This window comes from Planococcus glaciei (assembly GCF_900099655.1).
In the GTDB taxonomy this organism is placed as follows: domain Bacteria; phylum Bacillota; class Bacilli; order Bacillales_A; family Planococcaceae; genus Planococcus; species Planococcus glaciei.
Genome location: NZ_FNDC01000001.1, coordinates 409,782 through 426,719 on the forward strand (window position 1 = coordinate 409,782; position 16,938 = coordinate 426,719).

General features: G+C 47.6%; 21 protein-coding genes. 9 read left to right on the plus strand and 12 right to left on the minus strand.

What is annotated here, in order from left to right; all coding sequences use genetic code 11:
• The first annotated feature begins 338 nt into the window (after positions 1-338).
• From BLQ32_RS01985 to BLQ32_RS02005, 5 genes are read left to right on the plus strand one after another with little or no spacing between them, the layout of a single operon-like run.
• Positions 339-812, plus strand: a complete 474-nt coding sequence (locus BLQ32_RS01985) for a flavin reductase family protein (protein WP_074508895.1) — start codon at positions 339-341, stop codon at positions 810-812.
• Between the two features lie 12 nt (positions 813-824).
• On the plus strand, positions 825-1,616 hold the full coding sequence (locus BLQ32_RS01990) for a 2-keto-4-pentenoate hydratase (RefSeq protein ID WP_074508896.1): 792 nt from the start codon (positions 825-827) through the stop codon (positions 1,614-1,616).
• Positions 1,613-2,494, plus strand: coding sequence for an acetaldehyde dehydrogenase (acetylating) (locus tag BLQ32_RS01995; protein ID WP_053166488.1), 882 nt, complete (start codon positions 1,613-1,615; stop codon positions 2,492-2,494). Before BLQ32_RS01990 ends, BLQ32_RS01995 begins: the two co-directional genes overlap by 4 nt.
• 12 nt (positions 2,495-2,506) lie before the next feature.
• The gene (gene dmpG, locus BLQ32_RS02000; protein ID WP_053166489.1) at positions 2,507-3,514 is read left to right on the plus strand and encodes a 4-hydroxy-2-oxovalerate aldolase; all 1,008 of its coding nucleotides are present in this window, start codon (positions 2,507-2,509) and stop codon (positions 3,512-3,514) included.
• Between the two features lie 20 nt (positions 3,515-3,534).
• On the plus strand, positions 3,535-4,317 hold the full coding sequence (locus BLQ32_RS02005; protein WP_074508897.1) for an FAD synthetase family protein: 783 nt from the start codon (positions 3,535-3,537) through the stop codon (positions 4,315-4,317).
• Positions 4,318-4,379: 62 nt separating this feature from the next.
• Here BLQ32_RS02005 and BLQ32_RS02010 read toward each other — a convergent pair whose 3' ends face one another.
• The 3 genes from BLQ32_RS02010 to BLQ32_RS02020 all read right to left on the minus strand — a co-directional run bounded on the left by BLQ32_RS02010 (position 4,380) and on the right by BLQ32_RS02020 (position 7,008).
• Positions 4,380-5,588 (minus strand): ABC transporter permease, encoded by a 1,209-nt coding sequence (locus BLQ32_RS02010; RefSeq protein ID WP_074508898.1) that lies wholly within the window; start codon positions 5,586-5,588, stop codon positions 4,380-4,382.
• A gap of 2 nt (positions 5,589-5,590) precedes the next feature.
• On the minus strand, positions 5,591-6,475 hold the full coding sequence (locus BLQ32_RS02015) for an ABC transporter ATP-binding protein (protein ID WP_074508899.1): 885 nt from the start codon (positions 6,473-6,475) through the stop codon (positions 5,591-5,593).
• Between the two features lie 107 nt (positions 6,476-6,582).
• A complete protein-coding gene (locus BLQ32_RS02020) occupies positions 6,583-7,008 on the minus strand; it encodes a hypothetical protein (RefSeq protein WP_074508900.1) in 426 nt (141 codons plus the stop codon).
• 257 nt (positions 7,009-7,265) lie between these two features.
• On the opposite strand from BLQ32_RS02020, the gene BLQ32_RS02025 reads away from it, so the two are divergent.
• On the plus strand, positions 7,266-8,522 hold the full coding sequence (locus BLQ32_RS02025) for a helix-turn-helix domain-containing protein (protein WP_074508901.1): 1,257 nt from the start codon (positions 7,266-7,268) through the stop codon (positions 8,520-8,522).
• 110 nt (positions 8,523-8,632) lie between these two features.
• On the opposite strand, the gene BLQ32_RS02030 is transcribed toward BLQ32_RS02025, so the two are convergent.
• Both BLQ32_RS02030 and BLQ32_RS02035 read right to left on the minus strand, forming a co-directional pair.
• Positions 8,633-9,205, minus strand: coding sequence for an MEDS domain-containing protein (locus BLQ32_RS02030; protein WP_074508902.1), 573 nt, complete (start codon positions 9,203-9,205; stop codon positions 8,633-8,635).
• A 296-nt stretch (positions 9,206-9,501) separates the two neighbouring features.
• On the minus strand, positions 9,502-10,509 hold the full coding sequence (locus BLQ32_RS02035) for a GNAT family N-acetyltransferase (RefSeq protein WP_074508903.1): 1,008 nt from the start codon (positions 10,507-10,509) through the stop codon (positions 9,502-9,504).
• 402 nt (positions 10,510-10,911) lie between these two features.
• On the opposite strand from BLQ32_RS02035, the gene BLQ32_RS02040 reads away from it, so the two are divergent.
• Positions 10,912-11,235 carry a hypothetical protein gene (locus tag BLQ32_RS02040; RefSeq protein WP_074508904.1) on the plus strand — a complete coding sequence of 108 codons (324 nt, stop codon included), beginning with the start codon at positions 10,912-10,914 and terminating at the stop codon, positions 11,233-11,235.
• Positions 11,236-11,376: 141 nt separating this feature from the next.
• On the opposite strand, the gene BLQ32_RS02045 is transcribed toward BLQ32_RS02040, so the two are convergent.
• Positions 11,377-11,919 carry a dihydrofolate reductase family protein gene (locus BLQ32_RS02045; RefSeq protein ID WP_074508905.1) on the minus strand — a complete coding sequence of 181 codons (543 nt, stop codon included), beginning with the start codon at positions 11,917-11,919 and terminating at the stop codon, positions 11,377-11,379.
• Positions 11,920-12,250: 331 nt separating this feature from the next.
• Here BLQ32_RS02045 and BLQ32_RS02050 point away from each other — a divergent pair, with 331 nt between their 5' ends.
• Together BLQ32_RS02050 and BLQ32_RS02055 are read left to right on the plus strand one after the other, a co-directional pair.
• The gene (locus tag BLQ32_RS02050) at positions 12,251-12,829 is read left to right on the plus strand and encodes an ArsR/SmtB family transcription factor (RefSeq protein WP_074508906.1); all 579 of its coding nucleotides are present in this window, start codon (positions 12,251-12,253) and stop codon (positions 12,827-12,829) included.
• Positions 12,826-14,052 (plus strand): MFS transporter, encoded by a 1,227-nt coding sequence (locus BLQ32_RS02055; protein ID WP_074508907.1) that lies wholly within the window; start codon positions 12,826-12,828, stop codon positions 14,050-14,052. The genes BLQ32_RS02050 and BLQ32_RS02055 overlap by 4 nt, the downstream gene beginning before the upstream one ends.
• A gap of 100 nt (positions 14,053-14,152) precedes the next feature.
• Here the strand turns inward: BLQ32_RS02055 and BLQ32_RS02060 are convergent, their stop codons facing one another.
• The 6 genes from BLQ32_RS02060 to BLQ32_RS19765 all read right to left on the minus strand — a co-directional run bounded on the left by BLQ32_RS02060 (position 14,153) and on the right by BLQ32_RS19765 (position 16,869).
• Positions 14,153-14,497 carry a hypothetical protein gene (locus BLQ32_RS02060; protein ID WP_074508908.1) on the minus strand — a complete coding sequence of 115 codons (345 nt, stop codon included), beginning with the start codon at positions 14,495-14,497 and terminating at the stop codon, positions 14,153-14,155.
• Complete coding sequence (locus BLQ32_RS19985; RefSeq protein ID WP_074508909.1) at positions 14,498-14,689, minus strand: Fe3+ hydroxamate ABC transporter substrate-binding protein; 192 nt, start codon at positions 14,687-14,689, stop codon at positions 14,498-14,500.
• Between the two features lie 81 nt (positions 14,690-14,770).
• Positions 14,771-15,229, minus strand: a complete 459-nt coding sequence (locus BLQ32_RS02070; protein WP_074508910.1) for an HIT family protein — start codon at positions 15,227-15,229, stop codon at positions 14,771-14,773.
• Between the two features lie 64 nt (positions 15,230-15,293).
• Complete coding sequence (locus tag BLQ32_RS02075; protein ID WP_074508911.1) at positions 15,294-16,022, minus strand: hypothetical protein; 729 nt, start codon at positions 16,020-16,022, stop codon at positions 15,294-15,296.
• Positions 16,023-16,129: 107 nt separating this feature from the next.
• Positions 16,130-16,621 (minus strand): hypothetical protein, encoded by a 492-nt coding sequence (locus BLQ32_RS02080; RefSeq protein ID WP_074508912.1) that lies wholly within the window; start codon positions 16,619-16,621, stop codon positions 16,130-16,132.
• Between the two features lie 101 nt (positions 16,622-16,722).
• On the minus strand, positions 16,723-16,869 hold the full coding sequence (locus tag BLQ32_RS19765) for a hypothetical protein (RefSeq protein ID WP_175557056.1): 147 nt from the start codon (positions 16,867-16,869) through the stop codon (positions 16,723-16,725).
• Between the last annotated feature and the right edge of the window lie 69 nt (positions 16,870-16,938).

A 16,938-nucleotide genomic window follows, 5' to 3' on the forward strand; every position in this document is an offset into this window, starting at 1 on the left:
TACCAATTAATGGCCACGGAATCGAAGCGCTCCCCTTTAGCGTCTTCCGGCCTTCGTCTTTATCATTAAAGTACACATCAAGAAAATAAACAACTCGAAATTTTCAAATAAATTACTATACTGCAAAACCATTTAGCTGTTTTGTGCTGAAATTCGGTGAAAATTGCTATGCTGGCGTTGTATTTTTCGCCGATTGGTGCTGATATTCTCAAGGTGTAAGTTTTTCATCGAATCAAACATCCATTGGCAGCTGTCACGAACGACCGCACGAAAAATAAGTAAGCGGTTACAAAAACGATACTCAGCTCAACATATCATAATGCAGAGGAGAATGTAAAATGGACGATTTGTTATTCAGAAAAGCAATGGGGAAATTCGCAACCGGCGTCACGGTACTTACGACAGCTCATGAAGGGGACATTCACGGGATGACGGCGAATGGCTTCATGTCGGTTTCATTAGACCCGAAACTGGTTGTCATTTCAATCGGGCACAAGGCACGTTTCTTGGAAAAGGTCACGCAATCGCAGCGCTTCGCCGTTAATATTTTGGCTGAGGACCAGGAACCCCTTTCCAGGCATTTTGCTGGACGGCCGCAGGGAGAAGTGGAATTTGCCACTCTGGATGGCCTGCCGGTGCTTGACGGAGCCGTTGCCAGAATTACATGTGAGGTTGCTTCCACTCATGTCGAAGGCGACCACACCTTATTCATCGGGAGAGTCACCGCGATTGAGTTTGAAGAAAAGAACCCTCTCCTCTTTTATTCCGGGCAATACCACGAAGTGAAAGCACTCGAAACCAATAAAATATAGGCAGGTGAAACCATGGAACTCCAAAAAATTGCCCAGCAATTGCGGGATGCAGAAAATACGAAACAGCCCATCGCCCCGCTGACCGAAACGGCAGCCGGCATCACGCCGGACGATGCCTACCGGATCCAGCTTTTGCAGATCGAGCAGAAACTCCGTGAAGGTGCAAAAGTCGAAGGCCTGAAAATCGGCTTGACGAGCAAAGCGATGCAGGACATGCTGAACGTCCATACGCCGGATTACGGCTTTGTCCTCGATTCGATGGTTTACAAGGAAGCGCGCGCCATCGACGCGGAGCGCTTTATCCAACCGAAAGTCGAATTTGAAATTGCGTTCGTCTTCAAGGAAGCCTTGAAAGGCCCGGACGTGACGATTGAGGACGTGGTCCGGGCGACGGATTACGTCGTGCCATCGGTCGAAATCATCGACAGCCGCATCGCGGACTGGCGCATCAAGTTTGAAGACACCGTCGCAGACAACGGCTCTTCCGCTGGCGCCTTGCTCGGTTCGAAGAAAACGAAATTAGCGGATGTGGATATCGCAGCAATTGAGATGACGGTTTACAAAAACGATGAAGCGGTCGATGCGGCATCGAGCAGCGCCGTCCTCGGCAATCCGCTGAACGCCGTCGTCTGGCTCGCCAACGAAGTGGGCCGCTACGACATCCAGATCGAGCCCGGCATGTTCGTCTTGTCCGGCGCCTTGTCGAAAGCCTTGCCGTTTGCAGCAGGCGACCGTTTCAAAGCCGACTTCGGCGTTTTGGGCGAAGTCAGTATTTCATTTCAGCCGGCAGAGGTGACAAAATGAGCAAATTAAAAGTGGGAATCATCGGTTCAGGCAATATCGGAACGGATTTGATGTACAAAATCGAACGCTGCGACTCGCTCGACATGAGCGTCATGGTCGGCATCGATGCCGATTCGGAAGGGTTGAAGCGCGCGAAAGCTGCAGGCTATACCGTCATCTCCAACGGCATCGACGGTTTGATGGAGCAATTGGACGCGGTCGATATCGTCTTTGACGCAACCAGCGCCTATGCCCATAAAGCGCATAGCGATCTGTTGACCGCGGCCGGCAAACGAGTCATTGACTTGACGCCGGCGGCGATCGGCCCGTTTACCGTACCCCCTGTTAACTTGAAAGCGAATTTCGATTCGCCGAACGTCAATATGGTGACGTGCGGCGGCCAGGCGACGATTCCGATCGTCCACGCCATCAGCCGCGTCGCGCCGGTCGAATACGCGGAAATCGTAGCGACGGTATCCAGCAAAAGCGCCGGCCCCGGAACGCGCGCCAATATCGACGAGTTCACCCATACGACGGCGCGCGCCATTGAAAAGGTTGGCGGCGCCGAGAAAGGCAAAGCGATCATCATCCTGAATCCGGCAGAGCCGCCCGTCATTATGCGCGACACGGTCAATGCGTTGATCAAAACACCACACTATGACGAAGCGGAAATCGTGGACTCCATCAACCGGATGGTGGCCGAAGTGCAGGAATACGTTCCGGGCTACCGCTTACGGGGCACGCCGCAGTTTGATGGCCAGCGCGTCTCGGTGTTTTTGGAAGTCGAAGGCGCGGGCGACTTCTTCCCTGCCTATTCCGGCAACCTGGATATCATGACCGCTGCGGCGGCACGGGTCGCCAACGAAATGGCGAAAGAATTACTGACGGCAAACGCGTGAGGAGATGGACTGATGGAAAAGAAATCATTTGAGATACTAGATGTCACTTTGCGTGACGGCAGCCATGCGATGTCGCATGCCTTTACGCCCGAACAGGTGCGGGACACAGCGCGGGCGCTTGATGCGGCGGGAGTCCGCTATTTCGAAGTGTCGCACGGCGACGGGCTTGGCGGTTCGTCATTGCAGTACGGCTTGTCTGCGCATGATGAACTCGAACTGATCGAAATCGCTGCGGATGAATGCAAGCAGGCGGAAGTATCCGTCCTGTTGATTCCGGGCATCGGCGTCAAAGGCAATTTACAAAACGCCGTGAAAGCGGGCGCGAAAATGGTGCGCGTCGCGACCCACGTCACGGAAGCGGACGTCGCCGCGCAGCATATCGCACTCGGCCGTGAACTGGGCTTGAAAACGGTCGGATTTTTGATGATGAGCCATATGGCGCCGACTGCGAAAATCGTCGAGCAGGCGAAGCTGTTTGAAAGCTACGGCGCGGAAGTCGTCTACGTTACGGATTCGGCCGGCTATATGCTGCCGCAGGACGTCACCGAACGCATTTCCGCGCTAAAGCAGTCGATCGGCTGCGACATTGGCTTTCACGGCCACAATAATTTATCGATGGCGATGGCGAACACGGTCGCAGCGGTCGAAGCGGGCGCCACGTTTATCGACGGCAGCCTGCGCGCACTCGGTGCGGGCAGCGGCAACACACAGACGGAAGTGATGGTGGCGGTCCTCGAGCGCCTCGGCTACGAGACCGGCATCGACCTCTATAAGATCATGGACGCTGCCAACGATGTGGTGACGCCTTATATGCCAAGACCGCAGGAAATCACCGGGTCAAGCCTTGTCATGGGCTATTCCGGCGTATATTCCAGTTTCCTCTTGCATACGCAAGTCGCGGCAAAACGCTTCGGCGTTGATGAACGCGACATCCTATTGGAACTCGGCCGCATGAAAGCGGTCGGCGGCCAAGAAGACCTGATCTATGACGTGGCACAGGGAATCGCGGTCCGAAACTAGCACCTAACAGGAGGGTTTTTATGCAGACGATCCATTTAACAAGTCAAAATACGGCGCAGTGGCACAAGGGGTTTCCGGAGCAGGCGGTGGCTATAGGGTTTTTTGACGGTTTGCATAAAGGCCACCTGTCGGTTATACAAGAAGCCAAGCGCTTAGCGGACAAAGCCGGCATCGCATCCGCGGTCATGAGCTTTTTCCCGCATCCGAAAACGGTGCTCGGCAAAGGGGCGGAATCGTTCCCGTATTTGATGCCGCTTGAAGAAAAGCAGGCCGCGCTTGAAGCGCTCGGCATCGACACTTTGTTTCTGGTCCATTTTGACCGGGACATCGCCGGCATTCCCCCTGCCGGTTTTGTCGAGCAGTTTCTAATCGGGCTGAACGCCGTCCAGGTCGTCTGCGGCAGCGATTTCCACTACGGCGCCCGCGGAAGCGGCAATACCGAAACGCTGGCTGCGCAAGGCGCCGGGCATTTTGGTGTGTCGGTCGTTGAACTGATGGAATTCGGCGGCGAGAAAATCAGCTCCACCCGTATCCGGCAGGCTTTGGCGCAAGGGAATATTTCCATCGTTCGAAAACTGCTCGGGAAATTCTATTCGGTCAACTGGTGCCCGAAAAATGGCCTGTTGCCATTCTACTCCCTGCCGGCACCCGGGAAATACGAAGTGACGCTGCACCATGCCGATGAAACCGTGTCGTGCAAAGCGCAAGTCCTGAACGACAAAGAAGCGAAGTTCACCCATGATTTCAAGCAATGGAGCCAGGCTGTCCGGATTGAATGGATCCGGTCGATCGGCAACCATTAGAAACGAAAAGGAAGAGACACCGCCAGCGTGCGGCGTGCCTCTTCCTTTTCTTGTGTCTATTCTTATGATTTCCTCATAATCAGCTGGCGCAGTTTCAAGTTCTCCCCGAAGTGCAGGATGCCTTTCGGGTAGACTTTGGCTGCAAAATAGCCGAATGCAAATGTGGTCAGGACCAGCAGCCCGATGGACAGGCTGATTTCCGCAAACGAAGCCGCATCTTTCATGATCAGGATAATCATATTGAATGGCGACGTAAACGGAAAGATCGCCATGAACTTCGACAGCGCGGAAGTCGGGTCATCGATGACAAACAGGATGCCGGAAAAAGCGCTGACCATCAACAGGATGGAAATCGGCATTGTGGTGCCGTTGAGTTCTTCAGGACGGCTCACCATCGAACCGAATACCGCATACAGGGAAGCATATAAGAGATATCCCAGCAAGAAGAAGATGAAGAAGTACACGCAGTGCTCGGCGGTCAGAGCCGACAGATTCAATTCAAAGTTCCCGAGGCTCTGGGCAGGTTCCACGATTCCCGATTTCAAATACAGCGCGACCGATCCGAAGAAAGCCGCAAACTGCACAAGGCTCGCCAGCGCAATGCCGAAGATTTTCCCGAAGATCATCGCCAGCGGGTTCACTTTGGTCACCATCACTTCCATGACGCGCGACGCTTTTTCCGAGGCGACGCCGGTGGCAATGGTGGTGCCGTACATCATAACCGCCATCAGGATGAACATCAGCATCAAGTAAATCACAAAGACCGAAACTTCGTTTTCTGAAGTGAATTTCCCTTTTTCCATGGCGACTGGAACAAACAGGGCTTGCTGATCGGCCGCCGATATGCCGTTGCTGTCAGCAATCCGCTGCGTATTTTTCGCTTGAAGATACTGCGACAGCGACGAATTCAACACGACGTCATTGTTTTTTGAGAAGTACGTGACGGAATAATTGCTTTCGCCTTTATCGATGATGTATAAGCCGGCAATTTTGCCTTCCTGGGCATCTTCCTTCAACGAACTCACTTGGCTGTTCGCTCCTTCTTTCCATTCCCAGTCTGTCAGCTGCCCTTCCAGTTCCGCCAACTGAATCTCCGGCGCGTTGGAGATGACCGCCACTTCCTCTTTCGCGTCTGCAAAATTCTCGAGCAGGCTCGGAAGCGAAATGGCGAAGATGGAAATCAGGATCAAGGCGAGCGTTGTCGTCAGGTACGACTTCGATGTCACTCTTTCCCGAAACGATTGCTTGAAGACCAAATAGAAGTTTCTCATCATCAATCCCCTGCCTTTTCAATGAATATTTGATTGAGTGACGGGTCCGCGATGCCGATTTTCCGGATCGCCACCAAACTTTTCAGTTTCTCGATGAGATGAAGCCCCTGTTCCATGGAACTGACCTGCAATTGATATTCTTTTCCTTTTTTCACGAAATCCGTTTGCAGCCCTGTTAAATGTTCCTCCAAAGGCTGTGCGGATTCGATGTTCACATACTTGAAGCCGTACCGGGTTTTGATGTCCGAAATCGCGCCCGACAGCACCACTTCGCCATGCTTCATCAAATACACGCGGTCGCAGAACGATTCCACGCTTTCCATCCGGTGGCTTGAAAAGATCAGCGTTTTCTTCAGCCGGATCAGGTCTTCGATTACGCCTTCGAGCATCTGTGCATTGACCGGATCCAAACCGCTGAACGGCTCATCCAAAATGACCAGGTCCGGGTCGTGCATCAGCGCCGCGATCAATTGAATTTTTTGCTGGTTTCCTTTTGATAAATCCCCGGTGTCTTTTTTGAGGTACTCGCTGATCCCCAAGCGCTCAATCCATTTCAGGGCTTCCTGTTTGGCAGCGCGCTTGCTCATGCCTTCCAATTGGCCGAAATACACCAATTGGTCGAGCATGTTCATCTTCGGATACAGCCCTCTTTCTTCAGGCAGATAGCCGAGTTTCACTTCTTTGCGCGAGAACGGCCGGCCTCCCCATTGGATGCTGCCGCTTTCCTGCTGCAATAACCCGAGAATCATCCGGATCGTCGTGGTTTTTCCTGCTCCGTTTCTTCCCAGCAGCCCCACGGCTTCGCCTTGGTTGACCGATAAAGACAAGTTCTTTACCGCGTGGTAAGGTCCGAAATGCTTGTTTAAATCGTTGATCGTCAGGTTCATCCTAATCTCCCTCTCTTTAGAAAAATGCTTTATACACGACAATGACCAGCACACCCGCCAGCACACACAATGCGTATTGCCATAGCTTGTTCATCCAAATCATCTCCTTAGTCTGTAATCCATTGAATAGCCGTTTCTTTTGAATCCACTTGTCTGCTTTCCAGGATGATTGTCAGGTCCCCATGCAGCAGAACCGCCTTTTCGTAGCTTTTAATCACTTCTTCTTCGATATTCTTTCCATGCAACAGGCCTAATCGGCAGCCGTTTTCCGCTGCCAGCTCCGAGCCGATTTCCCCTACTTTTTTTAAGTAATTGTGATCAAAGTTTATTTCGAACCGGCCGGACTGGCCAACTCCTTCTACTGCTTTATTATCGAGAATGACGATTTCAGGCTTCGGAAGAGCCGGTGCCTGGGAAAAGGCACGGAAGCAGATTTGGGCCAGTGTATTTACGTGGATCAACGGCTGGCTGCCAGTCGCATGCAGGTCTTCTTCCGTATTTTTGTAAATCGTAAATGGATAAGCAATTTCCATCTCTCTCCTCCTCTCCAGCATCTTTTCAGGTTTCTGTTTTAACTATAGAGAAAAGAGAAAGTTGAAAGGAACAGGTAAAAATCAGCTTTCTAATTTGAAATAAAGCCACTTTCCCCTTAGTCTTTTTAACTTAAATCCCTTAATTTGGAATAAAACTCACTTTTACTACTGAGAAAGATTTCCAAATATCAAATTATCGTTATATAATGGAAGTATGAACATTCAGAGATAGACAGCGACAGGAAAAGAGGGAGAGAATGGCAGTAGGAGAACGGATACGCCAGATTCGCATACATAAAGGGTTGACCCAAACAGAGCTGATCCAAGGGATTTGTTCGAATACATACATAAGCAATATCGAAAGCGGCAAAGCCAAGCCTTCCTATTCCTTTATCCTGAAAATCGCCAAGGTATTGGAAGTAGAGCCGGACTTTCTGCTGCAGTTGAACCAGCAGAATATCGAAACGGATGTACAGCGGATTTACGAGGAGTTTATTCAATCGGAGAAAATCGTTTCCCAGGACCTTGCTTTATTGAAGCTGCAAGCAAAGGAAAACCATTCAAATTCGACCTTGATTAAAATCTATTATGTCTTGATTTGGTACTACATCAAACACGATATGAAAGAAGTGCATCAGCTGGTGGAACAAGCCAAGAACATTGTTTCAACTGACCATTCCAGTGCGGAGAACGAAATTTCCTATTACTTCTATTGCATGGCGAAGTATTACTATGAAAACAAGGATTATTCAGAAGCCGCATTCTATGCCGCACTTTACACGGATTCCTTGAAGGATGAAGCAGGGTCGGTGCGGGAAGCGAAAGCTTATTTGAATTTGGCGCAAGCCCGGGGGAAAATTGATGAGGATTTAGAGCTTTCAAGAACCTATATCAGAAAAGCCCTGCAGATTTTTAAAAAACATGATGCCAAAACCGGAATTGGGCATTCCCTCTCTCAACTGGCCATTCAGCTTCACGTCAATGATTTCTACGATGAATCATTGGAAGTCCTGAAGGAACTTTCAGTGTTTGCCGAAGAGTTTAACAAAGAATATTACGCTCCAGTTATCGAATATAACTATGGAAGAGTTTATCAAAAACTTGGGAAATTCGATCAAGCCACTGAACACCTGTTAAAGAGCATGGAGTATGATTTGAAAGCCAATAGAGAAGAGCTGACCATTCACGCCAATAAAGTATTGGCAGAAATCAATATCGAACAAAAGAATTGGAAAGAAGCGGATGCGTATTTAACGAAATGTTTTCATTTGACCGCTGCCTACAATCTGCCTAATTCGCATATTCAGATTTTGCATTTAAAAGCACAAATCCATAAAGCCCGGTTTGATTTTCCATCCTATGAAAAGGAATTGCAGCAGGCGGTCCAGCTGGCACAGGAAGGAAATTACCCATTGCTCATCAAAAATATCAGCATCGAACTCGCCGAACATTATCAAGAGGCCCGTGCCTATAAGATGGCGGCCAAGTATTATCAAATCGCGCTTTTTCGCTGAATTGCTTCTTACACATGGGTATCAAAAAGCCCCCTGAAAGTTAGGCTGAAACCTAATTTCCAGGGGGCTTTTCAGTGTTCTTTTGAACGGGCTCAAATTATGGCCGCTAGTTATTTCACTGCATCTACCGGGCGGTACTGTTCGGACACGGCAAAACGGTCTTCCATTAGCACGTACGGATGGGTTTCCATCAAAATCGTTTGAAGGTGTTCCGGCATCTGCTTTTTTTCGTAGGCGCAAATCAGCGGGAACGAATATGCATTGACCGCTTCGTCCACAATTTTCTCGAAATCCTCGATCAGGTGCAGCGGCTCTTTCACGCTTTCCCACTCGACATGCGCCCAGGAGCGGAAAGCTTGGTTGTTTTCCACATAAGGCTGGATCATCTTCGTGAAGTATTCCTGGATGGCTGGCGGATGGTAGCTGCCGCTCGACCAGTAGAACTGGAAGCTGTTGACGTAATGAACCAGCTCCAATTGTTGTGCCGAAAAGCGGGTGCTCAGTTCTTTTTGGAGCACCCGTGAAACCCGCTCGTTTTCAACAAGCAGGATATGGTCGTTTGCCGCGATTCCGTCTTCTATATAGGTCAAAATTTGGTTTATGTAGTTTTCCGTTCCATTGAACGCATACAGCACATGGACATTTCGTTCATCCTCAATCAGCTGGTTCATTTCGCTTCTCATTCGCTTTCCCTTCTTTCCAACAAAGTTCGGAAACCATAAAAATCATCAATTCAAGAGACGGAAGCTATTAAAATCACCTTTATTTCATCAAATTTCCAGAAGACTTTCGGTGGATTTTTACTATACCATATTGCTTTCTTATTTAAAAACCTTTAGTTTAGGATATTTCCCGCTCCTTTATGCAGACATTAAAAAGAGAAGCAGCTTGAACCCAAGCCCTCCTCCAGTCATGTATCTTCTCATTATCCTAAATCCGGAAAACCCTTGGCCGAAACTTCACCTCAGCCCGTTTTCCATTAAACCCGCTCATATAAATCCATGGACTTTGACCGGTAAGCCGGGAAAAATTCCGTTTCTTCCTGTAGATCGAGCCCGGCACATAATTCTTGGTAGACGGTGCTGTTCCAGATTTTGCGTCCTGTATAGAATTTAAAGGCGGTCTGTCTGCCGAATTGCTTTTTGAAGACAAATAGATTGTCATCCGCACTGTTCGTTCTTCCGCCGCCGCCGTGGATGACGTCGATGCCATGTTCTTTTGCCCAAAGCGTTAAGCCATAGTTCAAAATCGAAGCCGGCGAGAAACAATTGAATTCCGACAACGTTCCCGACAAATGTGTGTGTGCCAGGTTTTTATAGACGAAGTTCAAGCCGGCGCCGATGACGCGACCCTCGTACAGCACTTCCACCAGCAGCACATTTTCACCTAACAGGTGGATCAGTTGATCGAAATACTCGTCTCCGAAAAAGTAATACGTATCGGCATGATTGCGCTCCATCGTCGCGTAATAGATGTTCTTGAATTCACTCAAGTCGCTTGGGTTTCGGGTCACGCGGTATTCCACGCCCGCTTTTAGGGCTTGGCGGATATTTTTTCGGGCAGATTTTGAGAACTCCACTTCCACCGGATGGTCATGGTCCTTCAGGTTGGTGCCGACCGTGTCGCGCACATGCGCCACATCGTAGCAGGCCAGAAAATCTTCCGCATTGTTCAGGACGGGATGGAAGCGGATAAACTCACTGACGATCCGCCGCTCGGTGCAGTATTCCTGGAAAGCATCTTCAAACGCTCCAACTAGCTCCGCCTTCCGCCCCTCTTCACAATGCAGGATTTGCGGCCCGCCGTAACCGTAAGGCGTCACCAGATCGTAGTACGTTTCGCCGCGAACCGGCAGCGGGATCTCCCGCATGATAAACGAATGCTTTACGGTTCCGTACATATGCTGGAAGGTAAAAACCTGAAAAATCCCTTTTTCGATTTTTTCAAACAACCGGCCATACTTTTCCTCAAAATAAATATCCTGCATCCCAACGCACCCCTTTTCTCTGAACATGAACGGCCTCTCCTGCATCTCCAGCTTAAGAGACTTGTCTATATTCCATATGGTACAAAAGTTAAGTGAAAATCAGGTGAAATTTAAGGGGTGCTTTAAAGTTTTTAAAATAAAATTTATTAACGTATAAAATTTCCTTACAAGGCTTATCCAGTAACCTTTTATGACTAAGTGATGATCATCGTAATATCCATCGTTCTGTTTACTCCAACTAGACACATGAGGGCGGCTCATTCAATTTATCTGGACCTTCATTGAACACTTGTAATCGATTTATTAATTGATAAAATAAAAATGAAATATTAATAATAAAAACAGAATATTAATAAAAAACATTTTCATTTGCTTGATGACAAAAGTTAAAGGAGGCAGCTCATGTATTACATTTGTGCGGCTATAACTTTAATCAGTGCGTCAATCAGTTTGTATTTTTCGGTTTTAACTGTTAGAAAAAGTGAAGGAGAAGGCAAAATTACGGCTTTATATGTAACTGCACGCAGCTTTGCTTTAATATGTGTTTCTATCGTGCCTTTCTTTGTCCTTTCAAAGGAGCTAGTGAGCATCACGGCTGCAGCAATGATCCTAGTACAGTTTTTAGATGGATGGATCGGGATTAAAATCGGGGATAAATTTGAAACGCTGGGGCCATTTATAACTGCGGCTGTGCATTTGGTCGTTTTAATTATTTATCTTTCCTGACAAGTTGCCGTCAAGAGTTAAATCTGATTAGCTACAAGCAAACGAGTGCTTTAATAAAGAACTGAAAATCAGCTCACTATAGTAAAAGGCCGTACTGCAAGTATGAAATCCGCAGTATGGCCTTTTACTTTCTGTTGCCTGTCATCGGATCACCTTATACCAAATCTCCACTTGCTTGTCGGTCTCAATGGTATGAATTTTTTCCAAATCGATTTCAAGCTCTTCCAGCTGTTCAAACAGACGGAGCCCTTTTCCAAGAATGATGGGCGCTATTGCCATTTGCAGCTCTTCCACCAATCCGGCTTTGAGCGCCTGCCGGAAAACATCCGCCCCGAGAATCAGCACATCTTTTTCCCCCGCCGCTTCCTTTGCTTGCCGGACTGCACTTTCAACGCCGTCCGTGACAAAGGTGAACGTCAACTGGTCGTTTTCCTTTGGATGCTTTTCCGGCGGGTGGTGCGTCACCACAAAGATCGGCACCTGAAACTCGTAGTCTGCGGCGTAGGAATCCGCATCTGCCAAATCAAACGTGCGGCGCCCGAATATGACCGCTCCCGTCCTTGCCATCATGTCGTTGATTTCCTCGTTTGGCTCAAAACTGGCATACAGCTTGTTCATTCCTCCCTCACGGTCGTTGACGAATCCATCAAGCGACATGACCATGCCAAAACAGACTTTTGCCATACTGTCCCCTCCCTTTTCTCCGTTTAGTTAAGACTGCGTGATTGGCTAACAGCAGCGCCTTCGTTTTATTTCTTGCTAGTAGATTCCTTGCCGCAGCCGGTTTTTCCTGCTTTGTTAACCAAAGCCATTATCATTGAAGGCAAGTGGATGCACCCTGCACTCATACTTCGACATTTTAAAGACGACCACCGTGCCGAAATCCCTCGCCCTGAAAAAATTCTGAAAAAAGGAATCTTTTAATTGATTTCTTTGAAGAACCATATTATAGTTAGTTCAATAAATTATAATTTATCGATAAATAATTTTTATAAAAAGGAAAAGAGGAAAAAAAATGAACTACGAAATGATCATCGAAACGACTGAGCAGCTTCACGCCTTGTCCCATCCATTGCGGCAGCGGATTTTATCCGTCCTGTATTTTGAGGAACTGACCAATAAAGAAATTTCGACAGCGTTGCAAGAGTCTGCGCCGAAAGTGCATTTCCATGTCAAAGAACTTTTAAATGCGGGAATCATCCGGCTTACGCGGGAAGAAGTAAAGGGTTCGATTGTCGAAAAATATTATACGGCTTCTGCCCGTTCGTTCCGCCTTTCGCCTTCCCTGGAATTGGCGAAGGCCGATGAACATATGCTTTATGAGTCCACTTTTCACGAGACCTACCGGAATCTGATTGAAAGTGTGGATTATTACGAAGGCTCTCTGCCCAACTCCTTTATCTCCCAGGAACATTCATGGCTGTCAGACCAGGACATAGCTTCCATCCACGAGCATTTGTCTGCAGTCACTGACATCATGAGCCGCTCTTCCTCGCATAATCGGAACGGTGCAGATGACCGGAAATTTTATACGTTCAGCAGCTTTTTTCACCCGGCTTCCCCGAAATCCCAAAATAGAGGACCGGAAGAATGAGAGGGTATTTTAAGAACAGCCTCTTCTCAAACAAAAATTTCTCCTTTTTCTTCTTTGGGCAGTCCGTTTCGACCATCGGAGACGGATTTCAGCAAATCGCCCTGATTTACTTGATTTTTGAGCTGGGCGGCAGCGGCAGCGAAATGGCGCTTGCCCTGTTTTTTCTGGTCTTTCCGCGTATTCTTCTGCTTCTTGTGGGCGGGGTAGCCGTCGACCGCTTAAGTGCAAAGCAGGTCATTTGGGTTTCAGACTTCGCCAGGTTTGCCATAATGGCGGCACTGATTTTATTTTTGGTTTCTGATTCCTTGTCCTTTCCCTTGCTTTATCTTTTGCTTTCTTTGTCTGGTGTTGCCAGCGGCTTTTTCTATCCGGCGTTCAATACGATAGTTCCTTCCGTGGTGGAAACAAAAGATTTGGAAAAGGCCAATGCATGGGTCCAATCGATTTCCCAAACGGCCATCTTCATCGGTCCTCCCCTGGCCGGATTGGTCGTAGGGCTTTATGGAGTAGAAGCTGGTTTCCTCATAAATGCAGTGTCTTATTTGATCGGCGCTATAACTGGAATCATGGTCAGTGTGAACAAGGAACTTTCCACTAAAGTGAAAGATTCCCGTCTCTTGGCGGATTTTGCGGAAGGGTTTCAGCAAGTCTGGAAGACCAAGTGGCTCCGAACGGTGCTGCTGGTGGATTTGGTAGGGGGACTTGTGGTCGTCGGGCCGATGCAGATCACCTTGCTGCTTTATGCGCGGGAAAGCTTTCATCTGGCACCTTCACAGATGGGATTCGTCTTGGCTGCTTTTGGAGCGGGTTCGGTCATCGGCATGATGTTCATTGCCAAATTACAGCCGAAACACAAAACACTTCGTTCGTTTTACTGGCTTGAACTCCTGCAGGGATTGATCATGTTCTTACTAGCCCTCCCTTCCGTATGGATTGTGATGCTGTCTTTGGCGGCCATCGGGATTTTGAATGGCATATCAAGCGTGATCATCATTTCAAAGATCCAGGCCAATGTCCCGAAGGCAAGGCTTGGCAGAACGATGAGCATCGTCTCGCTGGCGGCTTTCGGCGCAGTGCCGATTTCTCAGTTAGCCACAGGATGGCTGTCGGACCTTGTTCCCTATGCATTTGTTTTTGTTTTGGCTTCCACGCTGCTGTTCTTCAGCGGATTGATGGGGTTGATTGTGTACAGCAAACAACGCGTGGAAGAGGCTGTTGTTTGACCAGCTCCGTTTCCAATCATCGAAAAACCGCACCCGAATTGCCAACTGGCAGTACGGGTGCGGTTTTTCTAAATCAGGAGGGCATAATGCGGACGTCACCTCATTTTATATTAAGGAAAATCGCGAACGATAAGAGTGCAAGAACAAGTATACTTTTTACCTTCTCCTCTTTCCATTGATGGAACGTGTTGAATATGCCTCCTAAAACCACTAAACCTATTCCGATTATTTTAAGTATGCCTACACCGATCACTGATTCTGCGTGCAACAAGAAAATACCGGACAAGATAAACCCGAAGGTGGAGATGAAGCGCCATGAACTGAAATCACTCCTCACATCTTCTTTATCCTCTGCGCTCATTTTCCAGTATGCCCTGCCAACCACGATCAGCGGGATTCCCCACCCAACGAGGAAATATACGAGCGCATCCGTGTTTACATCCAATTACCGTCCCTCCCCTCCAGAAACATCCGAAATACAAGCTTCGCAAATGAATTCCCCTTCGTTCTTTAAGTAAGCTTTCACTTCAGTAAATCCTTTTCTTTTGGGAAAGCGCATTTTAATGAAGACGACTTCATCCCCTTCAATTTCCTTATCGCATGAAGCGCATTTGGGTTTTTCGTTGAACAAGGTCATCGCCTCCAGCTATTGTTCTTAAAATCGGCCTCTTAAACAAACCTGCATGTGAAGCATAACTTGATTGCACTCATAAACACTTCACAGCAACTGCAGTTCTCTAAGCGCACTGGACATTTCACTTCTTGTAACGGAAATCTTATTCTTAAGGTGTTCATTTTCCCAGACTTCGTCACTAAAAAAGCTTTTAAACGATTGGTTTTTCTCCCTTGGCACGACATGCATATGGTAGTGAGTTAATTCATCTACCCCTCCGCCGTTTTGGCAAATCGTGATTCCATAAGGGCTGTATAACTTTTTAATCGTTTTTGAAAGCAATTGAGCAGCGTTCATGACGGCAACCGCTGTTTCTGCATCAAAGTCATCCACATAGCGAAAATGTTTTTTCGGCAATATCAAAGTATGCCCTTCATTGAACGGATCGTGGTCCAATATGCACGTGACAAAGTCATCTTCGTAAACTATATTCACCGGCAACTTTTTATTTGCTAAAGAACAACCCAGACATTCTTCATCGTTGCGCACTTGATTACTTCCCATTTAATGAACCCCCCGCAGATAAATTTGCAAAACTGAACAAGAAACAATTGGCCCAGAAGGCTTTTTACGGATTCTCAGCAACGACTCGTTTTAAGTAGCCCTCCGGAACTTCCATCGTTTCCGCTAAATGCCTTGTGTGGTGCTTTCCATCCATCGTTTCAATATCCACCAGAAGCTTGTCGTCGCTGGCGAGTTGATAAGGTCCATCAAAATTCAACTCAACAGTTTCTCCCTCTTCCAATTCAATAGAAGACGGCAGTTCCTGGCCCTTGTATGAATAGCCCAGCGACGCCGCCGAATCGTAATGTCCGATGGTGGTGATGGCCATCGGTTCCGGCGCCGTAAACGCATAGCGGATGCCTTGCTGATCCATGACACCTTCCGCGGCTTCGTCTTCTTTCAAGACAATAAGCGTCGTTTCAACCGGTTCATAATCCGAATACGTAATCGTGGCAGGCGGAGCACGCCAAGACATTTTCTCGAAGTAATCAAGTTCTTCCTCTGTTAACCGGATTACGTCTTCCCGCAATTGATAGCCGTCTTGATCAAGCAGGCTTTTTGTTCCGATGGTCTCCCGCGTCGTTCCGGCTGGATAGAATCCTCTGCCGTCAATTACGGCTTCTTCCAAATGGGTCTCGTCTTTTTTGGTGGTAATATACGAAATCGTTATGGTTTTGTTTGTTTCATTCATCTGCGCAGAAACCACGACCGGTTTCTCAATGCTCGCTTTTGGCCATATTATATAAATGCTTACTGTGATAAGAACGGCCAATGCCGCTATCCATTTTTTCATGCTAAAACCTCTTTCTTTTTCCTTCTAATTGTATTAAGTGGCAGAACCTGGATATTTTCATTCCTCTTTGTAAAGAGGAATGAAACTATCTTAAAATAGAAATCAGACTACTCCACAGTCAAAGGAAAAACGTAATGGCCAGTTCCACGTTCCCAAGTCGCCACCACTTCATAGACCGTCCTCCCCCTTTCCCCGCTAAGCTGCACCTCTTTGAAAGACCCTTTCAACTTATCCGCCGCGTCCCAAATGTTCACTTTGCAGGAAATCGGCTCTTCTTCAAATTTGAGTTTAATGGAAGCAGCCGAGTTTACTGCAGGAGCTTTTCGGCTGCCGGCCAATTCAGAAGGCGGCAGCGACTCTGCTTCTATAGCGACCATGCCGCCGGCTTCCTGATCATAATAACTCCATGTATAGGCGCCCAAAACAGCAGCAATTTCTTCTTCCTGGATTGTTACTGTTAAAGAAGGCGGTTTTTGCGAAGTGGCGTTTAAGTCTTCTTCGGGATTGCTGTTTTCATCTCCGATGGTTTCCTTGCCTTGCGAACAGCCAAATAAGAAAATGAAGACCATTAAGCTTAGGCATAGAAGTTTAGCGTTCATGTCAAGTCCCCTTTTATTTCATTAGACACGCTATGTGGTAAAAAGTTACAGAAACTTTTGGTTTAAGTTGGACGAAGATAGCCAAAATATAAGGTATGGCCTCATCCTTTATTTCTTAGAAGTGAAATTATTTCTTTGCTTTGCTTAATCTGAGTTTCACTGTTAATTTTCAATTGGCGAACCCATCTAAATATAAAAGCGAGAATTAATAATGGAAGAAAGCCAAATAATACTGTAAAAAAATCCATATAAACCCCTCCTGTATGAAGTAATAAAAACAACTAGGTTTTTCCATTGTTGAATGAAATTTATCTGCA

Excerpts from the sequence above, each read along its gene's own strand:
- BLQ32_RS02020 (WP_074508900.1), bottom strand. The coding sequence starts at position 7,008 with ATGGAAATTGCTTATCCATTTACGATTTACAAAAATACGGAAGAAGAC.
- BLQ32_RS02035 (WP_074508903.1), bottom strand. The coding sequence starts at position 10,509 with ATGCAGGATATTTATTTTGAGGAAAAGTATGGCCGGTTGTTTGAAAAA.
- dmpG (WP_053166489.1), top strand. The coding sequence starts at position 2,507 with ATGGAAAAGAAATCATTTGAGATACTAGATGTCACTTTGCGTGACGGC.
- BLQ32_RS01990 (WP_074508896.1), top strand. The coding sequence starts at position 825 with ATGGAACTCCAAAAAATTGCCCAGCAATTGCGGGATGCAGAAAATACG.
- BLQ32_RS02055 (WP_074508907.1), top strand. The coding sequence starts at position 12,826 with ATGAGAGGGTATTTTAAGAACAGCCTCTTCTCAAACAAAAATTTCTCC.
- BLQ32_RS19985 (WP_074508909.1), bottom strand. The coding sequence starts at position 14,689 with ATGACCTTGTTCAACGAAAAACCCAAATGCGCTTCATGCGATAAGGAA.
- BLQ32_RS01995 (WP_053166488.1), top strand. The coding sequence starts at position 1,613 with ATGAGCAAATTAAAAGTGGGAATCATCGGTTCAGGCAATATCGGAACG.
- BLQ32_RS19765 (WP_175557056.1), bottom strand. The coding sequence starts at position 16,869 with ATGGATTTTTTTACAGTATTATTTGGCTTTCTTCCATTATTAATTCTC.
- BLQ32_RS02010 (WP_074508898.1), bottom strand. The coding sequence starts at position 5,588 with ATGAGAAACTTCTATTTGGTCTTCAAGCAATCGTTTCGGGAAAGAGTG.
- BLQ32_RS02040 (WP_074508904.1), top strand. The coding sequence starts at position 10,912 with ATGTATTACATTTGTGCGGCTATAACTTTAATCAGTGCGTCAATCAGT.
- BLQ32_RS02025 (WP_074508901.1), top strand. The coding sequence starts at position 7,266 with ATGGCAGTAGGAGAACGGATACGCCAGATTCGCATACATAAAGGGTTG.
- BLQ32_RS02005 (WP_074508897.1), top strand. The coding sequence starts at position 3,535 with ATGCAGACGATCCATTTAACAAGTCAAAATACGGCGCAGTGGCACAAG.
- BLQ32_RS02075 (WP_074508911.1), bottom strand. The coding sequence starts at position 16,022 with ATGAAAAAATGGATAGCGGCATTGGCCGTTCTTATCACAGTAAGCATT.
- BLQ32_RS01985 (WP_074508895.1), top strand. The coding sequence starts at position 339 with ATGGACGATTTGTTATTCAGAAAAGCAATGGGGAAATTCGCAACCGGC.
- BLQ32_RS02070 (WP_074508910.1), bottom strand. The coding sequence starts at position 15,229 with ATGGGAAGTAATCAAGTGCGCAACGATGAAGAATGTCTGGGTTGTTCT.
- BLQ32_RS02015 (WP_074508899.1), bottom strand. The coding sequence starts at position 6,475 with ATGAACCTGACGATCAACGATTTAAACAAGCATTTCGGACCTTACCAC.
- BLQ32_RS02050 (WP_074508906.1), top strand. The coding sequence starts at position 12,251 with ATGAACTACGAAATGATCATCGAAACGACTGAGCAGCTTCACGCCTTG.
- BLQ32_RS02045 (WP_074508905.1), bottom strand. The coding sequence starts at position 11,919 with ATGGCAAAAGTCTGTTTTGGCATGGTCATGTCGCTTGATGGATTCGTC.
- BLQ32_RS02080 (WP_074508912.1), bottom strand. The coding sequence starts at position 16,621 with ATGAACGCTAAACTTCTATGCCTAAGCTTAATGGTCTTCATTTTCTTA.
- BLQ32_RS02030 (WP_074508902.1), bottom strand. The coding sequence starts at position 9,205 with ATGAGAAGCGAAATGAACCAGCTGATTGAGGATGAACGAAATGTCCAT.